Source organism: uncultured Pseudophaeobacter sp., from assembly GCA_905479575.1.
In the GTDB taxonomy this organism is placed as follows: Bacteria; Pseudomonadota; Alphaproteobacteria; order Rhodobacterales; family Rhodobacteraceae; genus Pseudophaeobacter.
On record CAJQNB010000046.1, the window covers coordinates 1 to 13976 of the forward strand.

Below are 13976 nucleotides of genomic sequence, written 5' to 3' on the forward strand. Positions count from 1 at the left end.
ATGCGAAAGGTCGATGGCTGGGAAACCTTGGCTCAGCCCATCGCCCCGATCAGACTTGACCTCGCGGCCTGATCAGGCCCAAATCCACATGCTCGGAGAACGCCGCCAGAGAATTTCCACCAGATTCGAGACACAACCCCCAGCGATGACCAGTAAGAGCGGTTAATGCCGATGCCAGTTCACAGTTTCCACAATCACCGCTTCTCCTTTGAGGAAGGTGAACTTGCAGGTCACAAAAACCTGATGACCTGCGTCATCATCGGGAACCAGCACCCTGTGGTCGTCTCAGATGGCTGTGATCTGGTTACAGCGCAGATTATCTGTATCAAAGCCGATGTTTCGCACCGTGTGGCCGTGCCCAAAGGCGGCGCTGACATCATTTACCTGGATGGCGTCCGCCTTGGCACGGATCGCCCGCCGTTTATGCCGCTCACATCTGAATGGCGCGGGCTGGCGCGTGCCTTCGACCTCCAGGATTATGCCGCCCTCAATACCTTTCGTAACAGGCTTGAGCAGGACCGTTTGCCCCCTGACCAAAGCGTCATGGAGATCGTGAAAGAGCTTTATCTGGCGCCGTTCACCCGTTTGTCGCAGACGGATCTGGCCTCAGCGCTTGGTCTTGAACGTACCCAAGCGCTGAGACACTTCAAAGCAACCACCGGACAAACCTTTCGACGGTTCAAGATTTGGGCCGCCCTTGTTGCCGCAACGCGCAGTGCACACGCGGGTGAGAGAATTGGCCATGCTGGAATAGAAGCAGGCTTTGCAGACGCTGCACATCTGGCGCGAACAGCAGGTATCGTGTTCGGGGTGACGCCCACTGTGGGGCTCTCTGGGTTGAAGACTATAGAGACCATGTGAGAACCGCCGCGAGGCTCCTCCGACAATCCGCCTGCAGTCCAGAAGAGGCATTCTCTGCGCCCCGTGCACGCATAGGGACAGTAACATGGAATTAACCAGGTTTGTCCTAAGGTTGCCCCAAGTCACTACAGACGCAAATCCGCAGCGGACATCACACATGGGGCAAAAGTTGGACAAGAACACTTTCTCTTTAGATCTTGGTAAAAATGCGGGTAGCAAAACGGCTTTGGTTGAGTCTCAGAGATTTCTAGGCCGCAAGGGCGCGCCGACATCAGGTCGTTCAGGGCGTAAGCACAGCAAAAATTCCGTGGTCGATCAGAAGGCTGCTGGGCAACTGGAATCGCATCTGTTGTACAAGGATATTTTGCTGGCAAGGGTGAACAACGAATACACCAAAGTTGGTCAACTTTCGCAGCAAGGCGTGGAACAATTCCCGACAGAGGCCCGCTTTTACCTGTACCTGGCAAAATCTTTCTCACAAAGCGGGAACTATCTTGAGGCTTTGAAGCATCTCACTCAGGGTTTGGCTCTTGAGCCGCAGAATTCAGAGATACTTGTCACTATTGGGAATACACTGGAGGGCTGGGGAAAGCCCCATGATGCCAAAGGGTTCTTTCAGGCGGCTCTGGCTGTCGACCCTGCCAATGTTCCGGCGATCTCCAATTTGTTCAACTTAAGTTTGGCGGAAAGTGACTGGAGTTTTTTTCCAAACCTCCCGGACATGCTGAAAGTCCTGGAGCAGGCGAATACTTTGGGCAATCCCTTTAACATCTTGTCGCTGACTGATGCGCCGGGATTGCACAAAAGCCATCTGATGCACCGCGACCGCTCACTGCAAAAGAATGTACTGAAAAACGATAAGTTCAAACCGCAAGTGCCACCTGGTGAGAAAATTCGGATTGGATATTTTTCTTCGGATTTCCATAACCACGCCACGATGTTCCTGCTGGGGAAATTCTTTGAAAACCATGACCTGGATCGCTTTGAAGTCTTTCTCTATGACTTGCAGGAGTTGGTTGATACCGATTTTGGTCGCCAAATTAGATCTAACGCACAATCCTATGTCTCTTTGGTGGGCATGACTGATACGCAAGCCGCAGAACGGGCCCGCGCTGATGGATTGGATATTGCCGTTGATATGAAAGTCTATACCAAAGGCTGCCGCCCACTGATCTTTTCCCAGCGGGTCGCTCCTACTCAGGTTTCATATCTCGGCTATCCAGGCACCAGCGGCATATCGAACATGGACTATTTCGTTGGGGATCCAGTGACGGTCCCGGCTAAGAATCGTCGGTTTTTCAACGAAAAAATCATTTATATGCCAAACTGTTACCAGGCGAACGACAATCTGCGCCCGCACCCGGATGTGATTCCATCCAAAGCAGAGCTTGGGTTGCCAGAGGACAAATTCATCTTTTGCAGCTTGAACAACCCCAATAAGGTCACACCGGTTGAGTATGATATCTGGATGCGGCTTTTGCATGCGGTGCCCGATAGTGTGCTGTGGATACTGGCGCCCAGCGAGCACCAGAAAAAGAACCTCACCGATGAAGCAGCAGCCAGGGGCATTGGACCGGAGCGTTTGGTTTTTGCAGGTCGGGTAAGCATCAAGGCACATCTTGCACGATTGCCTCAGGCGGATCTGTTTTTGGATACGTTCAATTGTTGTGCCCATACCACGGCCAGCGAGACCCTGTGGTCTGGGGTGCCCTTGATCACAAAACCAGGGGAGCAGTTTGCCTCGCGTGTCGCGGCCAGCCTGCTTACCGCGATCGGCTGCGAGGATTTGATCACTCAAAGCGCTGAAGACTATTTTGATCTGGCGCTCAAACTGGCCCAAGATCCAGATGCTCTGGGGCAAATCAAACAGCGTCTGAAGGATAATCTCTGGACCACGCCGCTTTATGATTCAGAATCCTATCTTCAGGATTTCCAGGATCTGATGGAAAAAGCCGTTACACGACAGCGATCAGGACAGGCGCCGAAACATCTGTTCTTGGGGGAAGAGCCTACTTCGCCAAAGAAAAAAGCCCGATAGGCGGTGTGTTACAGCTGGGCCTGGTGCCAGGCAGGTCCAGCTGCAGAAGGTTGCCACTGAGGATTACAGAATACGCACCTGAGTGCCGACCTTAACCAGCGGGTAGAGCTGCTCAACATGCTGATTGTACAGACCAATACAGCCGGAGGAGCTCTGCCGTCCGATTTTGCGGGTGTCATGGGTGCCGTGCACCAGATAGGCCGGCCAGCTCAGGTACATGGCGCGGGTGCCAAGCGGGTTGCCGGGGCCACCTTCCATGCGCAGTGGCAGCGTCGGGTCACGTTCCCGCATATTTGCGGTCGGCGTCCAGCTGGGGTTTTCGGCCTTGCGGATTACCTTGGTATAGCCGCGCTTGGTCAGCTCTTCTGACATAGGCACCGAGGAAGGATAAAGCCGATAGGTTTCGCCATCACCGCCCCAGTAGTGTACTGCCCGCGATGTGACATCCGCCAGCAGGCACCCAATTCCAAGTTCGTCAAAATGATCCTGCCAGTTTTGTTGCTGGAACGAGGAAATATTGCGCTGAACCGTGTGCTGATCTGAAATCGGATCTTCATTTTGCGGAAATGCGTCGCTGGACTGCGCCCGCAGCAATGCCGGAGTGGCCAGAGATGCACCAAGCCCCAGAAGGGCAGCGCGGCGATGGATAGGTTTTGAAGACATGGGTTGGTCACACTGCTCGCTGTTTTATGGTTACTGTACCCATATGGGATGTTGCGCAGAGGTGAAAAGCCCCGCGCAGATCACTTTTTCGTATTAATTCGAATTATTGCATCTGTATTGGGCGGGGGGAACAAAAAAGAGCCCCGAAATGCATCGAGGCTCCTTCTTTTTGTTCATTTAAGCTAGGGGTTTAGTCCATTGCTTTAAAGTTGAACTCGCCGCCTTCACGGATGCCCGAGGGCCAGCGCGAGGTGATGGTTTTGGTGCGCGTGTAGAATTTGAACGCATCCGGACCGTGCTGGTTCAAATCGCCAAAGGCGGATTTTTTCCAGCCACCAAAGGTGTGGTAGGCCAGTGGCACAGGAATTGGCACGTTGATGCCGATCATGCCGATGTTGATCCGGTTGGCAAAGTCACGGGCGGTGTCGCCATCGCGGGTGTAGATCGCGGTGCCGTTGCCGTATTCGTGATCCATCGCGTAGGACAGCGCTTCTTCATAGGTTTCGGCGCGCACGGTGGACAGAACCGGGCCAAAGATTTCCTGCTTGTAGATGTCCATATCGGTGGTGACATTGTCAAACAGGCTGGGGCCAACAAAGAAGCCATCCTCATAGCCCTGCAGGCTAAAGTCACGGCCATCGACAACCAGATCGGCGCCCTGATCAACACCAGTTTGAACCAGACGCTCGATATTGGCTTTGGCAGCTGCGGTCACAACCGGGCCGTAATCGACATCGTCGCCAGCGGTGTAGGGGCCAACCTTGAGGGTCTCGACACGGGGGATCAGCTTTTCGATCAGCCGATCAGCGGTCTCTTTACCAACAGGAACCGCAACCGAAATCGCCATGCAGCGTTCGCCAGCAGCACCGTAACCGGCGCCGATCAGGGCGTCAGCCGCCTGATCAAGGTCAGCATCGGGCATGATGATCATGTGGTTCTTGGCGCCGCCAAAGCACTGAACGCGCTTACCCTGGGCACAGCCGGTGCCGTAGATGTATTCGGCGATTGGGGTCGAGCCGACAAAACCAACCGACTGGATGGTGTCATCATAAAGGATCGCATCCACGGCTTCTTTGTCGCCGTTCACAACCTGAATGATGCCTTTGGGCAGGCCTGCTTCTTCCAGCAGTTCCGCCAGCATCAAAGGCACCGATGGGTCACGCTCGGATGGTTTCAGGATGAAGGCATTGCCGCAGGCGATGGCCGGGGCAAACATCCACATGGGGATCATCGCTGGGAAGTTGAACGGGGTGATACCCGCAGTCACGCCAAGGGCCTGACGCATGGAATACATGTCGATGCCAGGGCCGGCGCTGTCGGTGAATTCACCCTTCAGCAGCTGTGGCGCACCGATGCAGTATTCTACAACTTCCAGACCACGCTGGATGTCGCCTTTGGCGTCGGGGAAGGTTTTGCCGTGCTCGCGCGACAGGGTTTCGGCCAGCTTGTCCATATCGCGGTTCAGCAGGTCGACAAATTTCATCATTACGCGGGCGCGGCGCTGGGGGTTCACTTTTTCCCAAGCAGGCTGAGCAGCAGCGGCAACCGCGACGGCCTGCGCCATCTCTTCTTTGCTGGCCAGTGGGCATTTGGCCTGCACTTCGCCGGTGGCGGGGTTGAAGACGTCAGAAAAACGGCCCGACGTGCCTTTGACGTGTTCACCGTTGATGTAGTGGGTGAGCTCTTGCATCAGAAAAACCTCCTCATGGATGACTTGAGGCGAGCTTAGGCTTGCAAAAAACAACGGAAAAGAGGAAAGATTTCAAATAGGATTTGCAGGAACGCAAATGGTTAACGGGGTAGTCTGGCCTCGATCAAACTGAGGGGATCGCGCAGATGGATGCTCAATGGGATGATATGAAAGTGTTTTTGGCGGTTGCCCGAGAGGCCAGCCTGTCTGGTGCCGGGCGTATCTTGAAAATGGATCCTGCCACGGTAGGCCGTCGCATTGCACGTTTTGAAGCTGCATTGGAAACCCCTCTTTTTGTCAAATCCCCTCAGGGCTACGCGCTCAGCGCCTCGGGGGATCGTCTCTTGGTTCATGCCGAGGCCGCAGAACAGGCGATGCGCGCCGGGGCTGAGGCGCTCACCGGGCCAAGCGACACCCTGTCAGGGCAGATCCGCATCGGTGCGCCGGATGGCAGCGCCAATTACATCCTGCCGCAGGTCTGTGCCCAGATCTGTGAGGAACACCCGGATCTGGATATCCAAATCGTCGCCTTGCCTCGGGTGATCAACCTGAGCCGTCGCGAGGCGGATATGGCGGTCACGGTGAGTGCGCCCACAGCGGGGCAGCTCCTGGTGCAAAAGCTGACGGATTATAAACTGCATATGGTGGGCTCACACCATTATTTGCGCAAACACCCGCCGATCAAAAAGCTCGAAGATCTCAAAGGTCACAAAATGATCGGCTATATTCCCGACATGATTTTTGATCAGGAACTGGATTACATCAGCAATCTCGGCGTCGAACGGGTGGCGCTGGCCTCCAATTCGGTGTCAGTACAGATCAAGCTGGCGGCCCAGGGCACGGCGCTTTGTGTGGCGCATGATTTTTCCCTGCCGGCCCATCGTATGCTGCGCAAGGTTCTCACCGATAAGATCAGTCTCACCCGCAGTTTCTACCTGGTACGCCACCAAGGTGACCAGCGCAGCGAGCGGTTGAACCGCTTTGCGCGTGCCTTGACCAAAGGCATCCGCGAGGAGGTGGCCCGGCTGGAGGCCTTGACTTGACGCGGCGTTGCGGCAACGCTTGGTAATACGCAATAAAATTACCAAAGGAGCGCATATGCTGGTTCAATTGATTCTGAAGTCCAAGGCGGGCGCCGCAGTTGTGACAGTGGCCCCCAATGCGTCCGTTGCCGATGCAGCAGCTCTGCTTTCGGACAAGGGGATCGGCACGGTGGTGGTCTCTTCTGATGGCAAAACAGCTGAAGGCATCTTGTCAGAGCGTGATATTGTCCGCGAGCTTGGCAAAAGCGGCTCAGGCTGCCTGGGCAAACCTGTCAGCGCGTATATGACGACAAAGCTGGTAACCTGCTCGCGCCAGTCCAACGTCGAAGATATCCTGCAGCAGATGACAACGGGCCGTTTCCGCCATATGCCAGTGGTTGAAGACGGGGAAATGGTGGGCCTGGTCTCTTTGGGGGATGTTGTTAAGGCGCAGCTGGCCGAAATCGCCATGGAGAAAAATGCCCTGGAAGGCATGATCATGGGGCACTGACACCCAAGATTGATGTCACGCTCCGCTGGCGCCTGTCGTGCAGCGGCGATGGCCGCTGCGGGTTTCTGGTCAGGCGTATTCCCGGATAAACGTTGGGTCGCGACCAGATGACGCGCGGGAATATCGCTTTGGGTATTTTCCCCCTCTTGCGTCCTCAGGGGTTAAGATGTTTGGTCTGCGCAAGAGCTTAGACCGAAACAGTACCATGACAGGAGAGGCCAATGCGCATCGGCTTGTATCCAGGGACGTTTGATCCCATCACATTGGGTCATATCGACATCATCCGCCGGGCCAGTGCGCTGGTGGACAAGCTGGTTATCGGGGTTGCGATCAACCGCGACAAGGGGCCTTTGTTCTCGCTGGAAGAGCGCGTGACCATGATTGAGGCAGAATGCGCAAAGCTGAGCGAGCAGACCGGCACTGAAATCGTGGTGCATCCCTTTGAAAACCTGTTGATTGATTGTGCCCACGATGTCGGCGCCCAAATCATCGTCCGGGGGCTTCGGGCTGTTGCTGACTTTGAATATGAATATCAAATGGTTGGCATGAACCGCGTATTGGATAGCTCGGTTGAGACGGTGTTCTTGATGGCTGAGGCCCGGCATCAGGCAATTGCCTCCAAGCTGGTCAAGGAAATCGCCCGCCTGGATGGGGATGTTTCCAAGTTTGTCACGCCACTGGTCTTTGATGAGCTGCGAAAACGGCTAGGCAAGATCTAGGTGAGAGCTAGGCAAGGGCAGCCGGCCCGGTGTCATCCGGACTAACGGCCATCAGCCTTTGGAGAGAACTCCACGACATAATTATGAAAAACAACGCTTGGCGCGGCCTGAAACAGGGCTGCGCCTTTGTCGTTTTTGCGCCCGAGTGGTTTTGGCAGAGGTGTTTTGGTCAGCATCGGTTTGGCTGACCTCAGCAGGACGGGCAGGGGAGCTCAGCGCCAGAAGGCGACCCAGTCGAGCAGCTCGAACAGCTTTTTCGCCAGAAACAGCAAATTGTCCCCACCAAACAGCAAAAGGTCAGCGACCACTGCCAGCACCAGGAACAGGCCAAGCCATATGGCAATCTTATTTGTCATGAGGCTCCGCCAGAATGAATAACGCCCGCTCAGATATGCCTGAGCGGGCGCGAAATCTCAAGAGCGACACGCCATTAGCGCGCTCTGCGTTCAAATCCGGGGATGGTTTAAACCAAACGTCCCATGGCGACGGCAACATCGGCCATACGAACAGAGAAGCCCCATTCGTTGTCATACCAGGACAGAACCCGCACCATGCGGTCCTCGACCACGCGGGTCTGATCCGGTGCAAAGATCGAGCTCTCGGAGGAGTGGTTAAAATCAATCGACACCAGCGGCGCGGGCTCATAGCCCAGAACGCCCTTCATCGGACCGGCGGCAGCTTCCTGCATCGCGGCGTTGATCTGCTCGACGGTGACATCGCGGCTGGCGCGGAAGGTCAGATCCACAGCCGATACATTTGGCGTGGGCACCCGAATGGCAGAGCCGTCCAGACGGCCTTTCAGGTTGGGCAGAACCTCGCCCAGGGCCTTGGCAGCACCAGTGGAGGTGGGGATCATCGACATAGCCGCGGCGCGGGCGCGATAGAGATCCGAGTGGCGACGGTCCAGGGTTGGCTGATCACCGGTATAGGCGTGGATGGTGGTCATGATGCCATGTTCGATGCCAAAGGAGTCATCCAGCACCTTGGCAATGGGTGCCAGACAGTTGGTGGTGCAGGAGCCATTGGAAATCATGGTGTCAGAGGCTGTGAGCTCACTGTCGTTGACGCCAAAAACGATGGTCTTGTCGACATTTTTGCCGGGGGCCGACAGCAGCACCTTTTTGGCCCCACGCGCCAGGTGAGCCTTGGCTTTTTCACCGTCATTGAATTTGCCGGTGCATTCCAGAACCACGTCACAGCCGGACCAGTCCAGCTCATCCATGTTGTAGGTCGAGAACATCTGCATGTCGCCGCGGCCCAGGTTCATGGTGCCTTCACCGATGGAGACCTCGCCCGGGAAGCGACCGTGCACGGAGTCGTATTTGATCAGATGGGCAGCCGTGTCCAGCGGGCCGGTTGCGTTGACTTTGATCACTTCAATGTCGTCACGGCCAGAGGCGGCAATGTGTGACAGGGTGCAGCGGCCAATACGGCCAAAACCGTTGATCCCGACTTTGATGGTCATGTGCATATCTCCAGGCGAGCAAATCTTGGTGTCGCGTATAGACGTCATTGGTTTCCTGCTAAAGGGGCAAATATAGCGAAAACACAGTATGTTAGCGCAAAACCTGGCTGGTGGCGTTAACGGTTTTACCCGGTGGCGTTAACGGAAATCAGCGGGCGCAGATCGGTTGCGCTAACGCTTGTCACCCGCCACAGATAGGGTAGGTTGCAAGAAAATGTGCGGTACAGATAAGGGTTTGTGACATGAGCGGTTTGCTGGCTTTGCTGGATGATGTGGCAGCGATCGCCAAGGTGGCGGCGACCTCGGTTGACGATGTGGCGGCTGCGGCCGGCAAGGCCGGGGCCAAAACGGCGGGCGTGATTATTGATGACGCGGCGGTGACGCCAAAGTACCTGCAAGGTTTTGCCCCGGCGCGCGAATTGCCAATCATCTGGCGCATTACCCGCGGATCCCTGTTCAACAAGCTGATTCTGCTGATGCCAGTGGCGATGCTCTTGGCAAATTTTGCGCCCTGGGCGATCACGCCTTTGTTGATGCTGGGCGGTAGCTATCTGTGTTTTGAGGGCGCGGAAAAGATCTTTCACGTGCTGTTCCCCCACGCCAGCCATGAAATCGCGCAGGATATGACCATCAAAGATCCCGGTCATCTGGAAGAGGCAAAGATCAAAGGTGCCATCAAGACCGATTTTATCCTATCGGCAGAAATCATGACCATCGCACTTGCCGCAATTGAGGCGCCAAATGTCTGGATTCAAGCGGCAACCCTTGCGGTGGTGGCCATCGGTGTGACGCTGGCGGTCTATGGGTCGGTGGCGCTGATCGTCAAGATGGACGATGTGGGCCTGTTCCTGGCTAACAGGGCACCGACCCCCGTCGGACGTGGTCTGGGGCGTGGATTGGTGAAATTCATGCCGGTGCTGATGTGGTTGTTGTCAGTTGTGGGAACCGCCGCAATGCTTTGGGTTGGTGGATCCATCATCATCCATGGGCTGGAGGTTCTGGGCTTTGGCTGGCTCGGCCATCACATCCACGATCTGGCCTATGCAGCAGGCCACGCGGTACCCGCAGCCTGGACCGGATTTACCGAGTGGAGCGCCAAGGCCACCATGGACGGCGTCTTTGGCGTCGCCTGGGGATTGGTGCTGATCCCGGTGGCGACCAAGGTGATCGGGCCAGTGATGGGGATGTTTGGTGGTGAGAAAGAAAGTCACTGAGTTCACTGCCTCACCAAGACCGAATAGTCCGCTTCGAGCCCAAATGTATCCTGCGCGGTTCTTGAATGTCCGGTCTTCCTCGCAGGGAGCCTTTTAATGTGAAGCGGATCGGTATGGGTGAGAGTGCTTGATAGCCTCTAGAAAACGGTAAATGCCGGAGGCCGCAAAACCTTTTCGATTTTGCGAATGGGCGTCATCTTAGTCCGCTGTAGCGCGCTTGGCAGCCGTGCGTGGTCACTGCTGTATTTTGTCAGCAAGAGTGTCTCTGCCCACGCGCCATTCGCGCGGACCAGTTGATGGTGATCAAGCAAGATGTGGTAGTATCGTGCAATTTTGCAAGACGGCCGTTCCGTTACACCGGGTAGCTGAAGAAGCTTATTGGCCGCGACGATATAGGTGGGATTGTTCTGCGGCAGAGCAATCCTGTGTTGCGGCGAGACGAGAAGCTCACGGTTCGGAACCTTCGGCCCGAGCGCATTGGGCCGAAACCGAATAGGTTTCATTTTGTGAGGGCCATTTTTGAACTTGTAGCATCTACAAGAAATGAACCTCACCGGCTGCAGTCCGTTGTCTAGGGTTTCGACCAAATCGCCGAGACGCAACGCCTCGACGGGTGTCGGGCCTGTTGCCGTATCAATCAGGGTGCCCTTCAGAAAACACACCGGCCCCGACTGAAAGGTGAAATCCGACGCTGACTGAGACGCATAGTTCAACCATTTGACTTGGGTCACCGAGCCGTCGGGAAGAGTGATCAGAGTCCCCCAATTTCCATCGTCACTTAAGTAAGGCTCAAGTTCGGCGTAGGTTGTAATTCCCGGGTAGTCGACGGAAAGGATATCGCCATCGGCGGCGTTGTAGTCTTCGATCGTGTCAATGCTGCTGCCCGTCGTGATGACGAAAGTATCCGCGCCAGCGAAGCCGTAGATTGTGTCATCGCCCGCGCCGCCGCGAATTTCGTTGTCGCCATCACTGCCGTAGATCAGGTCGTCACCGTCGCCCCCGTCTAGCGTGTCATTTCCCTGATTGGCATAGATCGTGTCATTGCCATCACCGCCATCAACAAAATCATCGCCATCGCCACCATGCAGGCTGTCGGCCCCCGCACCGCCCCGAATTTCATCGTCACCTGCAGCAGCATAAATCGTATCTGCGCCGTCGCCTCCATCAATAGTGTCACCGCCATCGGCAGAACCGAGGGCATCATCACCGTGTACGACATCATTACCGGCACCGGCGTTGATCGAATCAGCACCTTGGCCACCAGTAATCGTGTCGTTGCCGGACGTCCCGTTTAGAGTGTCGTCGCCGCTACCACCGTTGATTGTCGCCATTGTCGTTGTCCTAGGAAATGCAGAGGCAAAGTTCGCACAAATACATTGAATTTCTCTTATTTTGCCGCTGGTGCCGCGAAATCGGGGCGTCAGGTCGGGTAGGGTGAGGTCCTAAAGCATGCGGTGATCTTGGCTTGGTTGAGAGAGTGTTTGCGGCCCTAAATCACCGATTATTGAGCGGTTCGCCAATGGCCAAAGCACGGCTTAGGCAGGGGGGAAACCACCCGACGGGGCGGATGCTTCGCTTCCTATCCTTTTGTTCAGAAACGGTAGTTTCTTGAAAACACGGCCTGTATTGCGTCCACCTTTAAGAAAAAAGGGCACCCAGGTAGGTGCCCTTTTCTATTTCAATTATGGCTGAACTTTAGCCCAGCAGTTCTTTTACCTTGGCGACGGTGGCCTCGGCGGTGATGCCGAATTTTTCGAACAACTCACCAGCTGGGGCAGAGGCGCCAAAGCGGTCCATACCGATAAAGCCAGCCTTTTTGTCCTGGCCGCGTTCGCCCATCAGCCAGCGATCCCAGCCGCCGGCACGCATTGCGGCCTCGATGCCGACCCGTACCGGGCCTGCGGGCAGCACTTTGCGGCGGTAGGCTTCATCCTGGGCGGCGAACAGCTCCATGCAGGGCATGGATACAACGCGGGTGCCGATGCCTTCCGCTTCCAGCTTGGCCTTGGCTTCCATCGCCAATGACACCTCAGAGCCGGTGGCGATGAGGATCGCCTGACGCTTGCCTTCCGCTTCGGCCAGCACATAGGCGCCTTTGGAGGTGAGGTTGCTCAGCTTGTGCTCGGTCCGCAGGGTCGGCAGGTTCTGACGGGTCAGGGTCATCACCGAAGGGGTGTCCTTCTCGGTGAGGGCCACTTCCCAGGCCTCAGCCGCCTCAACCGCGTCCGCGGGGCGGAACACATAGGTGTTTGGTGTGGCGCGGCAGATTGCCAGATGCTCAACCGGCTGGTGGGTTGGGCCATCTTCGCCAACGCCGATGCTGTCGTGGGTCATCACAAACACTGTCGGGATCTTGGACAGCGCCGCCAGACGCATGGCGGGGCGAGCATAGTCGGTGAAGCAGAAGAAGGTGCCGCCATAAGCGCGGATACCGCCGTGCAGCACCATGCCGTTCATTGCGGCGGCCATGCCGTGCTCGCGGATGCCCCAATAGACATAGCGACCCTTGCGGTTATCGGTGTCAAAGACGCCCAGATCGCCGGTTTTGGTATTGTTGGATCCGGTCAGATCAGCCGAGCCACCAACGGTTTCGTGCATGATCGGGTTGATCACTTCCAGCGCCATTTCAGAGGCCTTGCGTGTGGCAACCTTTGGCTGCTGTTCCGACACCTGCTTTTTCAGCGCCTTGATGGTGGCCGACAGCTTCTTGGGGGCGTCCAGCGCATAGGCGCGGTTGAACCGGTCCTGTTTCTGCTGCGACACCTCGGCAAAGCGGGCGTCCCAAGCGGCACGTTCTGTCGCGCCACGGGCGCCGATGGCTTCCCATTGGGATTTGATATCAGCAGGAACCTCAAACGGGCCGGTTGTCCAGCCATAGGCCGCCTTGGCGGCAGCCATCTGATCGGCGTCGGTGAGCGCGCCGTGGCCCTTGGAGGTATCCTGTGCCGCATGGCCCAGGGCGATATGGGTTTTGCAGGCGATCATCGAAGGTTTCTTCGATTTCTTCGCCGCTGTCAGCGCCTCGTCGATGGCAACAGGGTCATGGCCGTCGATCTCGATCACCTGCCAGCCAGAGGCGCGGAAGCGCTGCACCTGGTTGGTGCGATCCGACAGCTCAACCGTGCCGTCGATGGTGATGTTGTTGTTGTCCCACAGAACAATCAGCTTACCCAGCGAATGACGGCCAGCCAGGCCGATGGCCTCTTGGCTGATGCCTTCCATCAGGCAGCCGTCGCCGGCGATGACATAGGTGTGGTGATCAACGATCTTGCGGCCATATTGGGCGCGCTGCATTTCTTCGGCCATGGCAAAGCCTACGGCATTGGAAATACCCTGACCCAGGGGGCCAGTGGTGGTTTCAACTGCGTCGAGCAGGAAGTTTTCCGGATGGCCGGCCGTCAGCGCGCCCATCTGGCGGAAATTCTTGATCTGGTCCAGTGTCACCTGTTTGTCACCGCAGAGGTACAAAAGCGAGTAGATCAGCATCGAGCCGTGGCCGGCAGAAAGGATGAAGCGATCACGGTCTGGCCACTGGGGGGCTGCGACATCAAATTTCAGGTGCTTTTCAAACAGCACGGTGGCGACATCGGCCATGCCGATGGGCATGCCTGTGTGGCCAGAGTTGGCGGCGGCGACGGCGTCAAGGGCGAGCGCGCGAATGGCGGCGGCCTTGTTCCAATGGTCGGGGTTGGCGGTGCGCAGGGCTGTCAGATCCACTGAAGTTTTCCTTTGGGTTACCAGGCTGGTTAGCCGCTCAATAGCAGTGACAGCCCAAAGATCAAGCTTTCTGCGC

At 56.5% G+C, this 13976-nt stretch carries 12 protein-coding genes; 6 read left to right on the forward strand and 6 right to left on the reverse strand.

The window, feature by feature from the left end:
* Positions 1-165: 165 nt before the first annotated feature.
* Both QZ268_RS13245 and QZ268_RS13250 read left to right on the forward strand, forming a co-directional pair.
* Complete coding sequence (locus QZ268_RS13245; protein WP_295453415.1) at positions 166-861, forward strand: AraC family transcriptional regulator; 696 nt, start codon at positions 166-168, stop codon at positions 859-861.
* Positions 862-1018: 157 nt separating this feature from the next.
* Positions 1019-2899, forward strand: a complete 1881-nt coding sequence (locus QZ268_RS13250; protein ID WP_295453418.1) for a UDP-N-acetylglucosamine-peptide N-acetylglucosaminyltransferase — start codon at positions 1019-1021, stop codon at positions 2897-2899.
* 63 nt (positions 2900-2962) lie between these two features.
* On the opposite strand, the gene QZ268_RS13255 is transcribed toward QZ268_RS13250, so the two are convergent.
* Together QZ268_RS13255 and QZ268_RS13260 are read right to left on the reverse strand one after the other, a co-directional pair.
* Positions 2963-3562 carry a L,D-transpeptidase gene (locus QZ268_RS13255; RefSeq protein ID WP_295453421.1) on the reverse strand — a complete coding sequence of 200 codons (600 nt, stop codon included), beginning with the start codon at positions 3560-3562 and terminating at the stop codon, positions 2963-2965.
* A gap of 190 nt (positions 3563-3752) precedes the next feature.
* Complete coding sequence (locus QZ268_RS13260; protein ID WP_295453423.1) at positions 3753-5252, reverse strand: CoA-acylating methylmalonate-semialdehyde dehydrogenase; 1500 nt, start codon at positions 5250-5252, stop codon at positions 3753-3755.
* A gap of 146 nt (positions 5253-5398) precedes the next feature.
* Here QZ268_RS13260 and QZ268_RS13265 point away from each other — a divergent pair, with 146 nt between their 5' ends.
* The 3 genes from QZ268_RS13265 to coaD all read left to right on the forward strand — a co-directional run bounded on the left by QZ268_RS13265 (position 5399) and on the right by coaD (position 7504).
* Complete coding sequence (locus QZ268_RS13265) at positions 5399-6295, forward strand: LysR family transcriptional regulator (protein WP_295453426.1); 897 nt, start codon at positions 5399-5401, stop codon at positions 6293-6295.
* Positions 6296-6350: 55 nt separating this feature from the next.
* Positions 6351-6785: a CBS domain-containing protein gene (locus QZ268_RS13270; RefSeq protein ID WP_295453430.1), complete on the forward strand. Its 435-nt coding sequence runs from the start codon at positions 6351-6353 to the stop codon at positions 6783-6785.
* 221 nt (positions 6786-7006) lie between these two features.
* On the forward strand, positions 7007-7504 hold the full coding sequence (gene coaD, locus QZ268_RS13275) for a pantetheine-phosphate adenylyltransferase (protein ID WP_295453433.1): 498 nt from the start codon (positions 7007-7009) through the stop codon (positions 7502-7504).
* A 212-nt stretch (positions 7505-7716) separates the two neighbouring features.
* On the opposite strand, the gene QZ268_RS13280 is transcribed toward coaD, so the two are convergent.
* Both QZ268_RS13280 and gap read right to left on the reverse strand, forming a co-directional pair.
* Complete coding sequence (locus QZ268_RS13280; protein ID WP_295453435.1) at positions 7717-7860, reverse strand: glyceraldehyde-3-phosphate dehydrogenase; 144 nt, start codon at positions 7858-7860, stop codon at positions 7717-7719.
* Between the two features lie 107 nt (positions 7861-7967).
* Positions 7968-8969 carry a type I glyceraldehyde-3-phosphate dehydrogenase gene (gap, locus tag QZ268_RS13285; RefSeq protein ID WP_295453438.1) on the reverse strand — a complete coding sequence of 334 codons (1002 nt, stop codon included), beginning with the start codon at positions 8967-8969 and terminating at the stop codon, positions 7968-7970.
* A gap of 242 nt (positions 8970-9211) precedes the next feature.
* On the opposite strand from gap, the gene QZ268_RS13290 reads away from it, so the two are divergent.
* Positions 9212-10183, forward strand: a complete 972-nt coding sequence (locus QZ268_RS13290) for a DUF808 domain-containing protein (RefSeq protein ID WP_295453441.1) — start codon at positions 9212-9214, stop codon at positions 10181-10183.
* Positions 10184-10320: 137 nt separating this feature from the next.
* On the opposite strand, the gene QZ268_RS13295 is transcribed toward QZ268_RS13290, so the two are convergent.
* The gene (locus tag QZ268_RS13295) at positions 10321-11514 is read right to left on the reverse strand and encodes a Hint domain-containing protein (protein ID WP_295453443.1); all 1194 of its coding nucleotides are present in this window, start codon (positions 11512-11514) and stop codon (positions 10321-10323) included.
* Positions 11515-11878: 364 nt separating this feature from the next.
* On the reverse strand, positions 11879-13900 hold the full coding sequence (gene tkt / locus QZ268_RS13300; protein WP_295453446.1) for a transketolase: 2022 nt from the start codon (positions 13898-13900) through the stop codon (positions 11879-11881).
* Positions 13901-13976 lie beyond the last annotated feature (76 nt).

Bases quoted from the DNA above. Each gene is read 5' to 3' on its own strand.
- coaD (WP_295453433.1), top strand. From the start codon at position 7,007: ATGCGCATCGGCTTGTATCCAGGGACGTTTGATCCCATCACATTGGGT.
- QZ268_RS13260 (WP_295453423.1), bottom strand. From the start codon at position 5,252: ATGCAAGAGCTCACCCACTACATCAACGGTGAACACGTCAAAGGCACG.
- QZ268_RS13265 (WP_295453426.1), top strand. From the start codon at position 5,399: ATGGATGCTCAATGGGATGATATGAAAGTGTTTTTGGCGGTTGCCCGA.
- QZ268_RS13290 (WP_295453441.1), top strand. From the start codon at position 9,212: ATGAGCGGTTTGCTGGCTTTGCTGGATGATGTGGCAGCGATCGCCAAG.
- QZ268_RS13245 (WP_295453415.1), top strand. From the start codon at position 166: ATGCCGATGCCAGTTCACAGTTTCCACAATCACCGCTTCTCCTTTGAG.
- QZ268_RS13250 (WP_295453418.1), top strand. From the start codon at position 1,019: ATGGGGCAAAAGTTGGACAAGAACACTTTCTCTTTAGATCTTGGTAAA.
- QZ268_RS13270 (WP_295453430.1), top strand. From the start codon at position 6,351: ATGCTGGTTCAATTGATTCTGAAGTCCAAGGCGGGCGCCGCAGTTGTG.
- gap (WP_295453438.1), bottom strand. From the start codon at position 8,969: ATGACCATCAAAGTCGGGATCAACGGTTTTGGCCGTATTGGCCGCTGC.
- QZ268_RS13295 (WP_295453443.1), bottom strand. From the start codon at position 11,514: ATGGCGACAATCAACGGTGGTAGCGGCGACGACACTCTAAACGGGACG.
- QZ268_RS13280 (WP_295453435.1), bottom strand. From the start codon at position 7,860: ATGACAAATAAGATTGCCATATGGCTTGGCCTGTTCCTGGTGCTGGCA.
- QZ268_RS13255 (WP_295453421.1), bottom strand. From the start codon at position 3,562: ATGTCTTCAAAACCTATCCATCGCCGCGCTGCCCTTCTGGGGCTTGGT.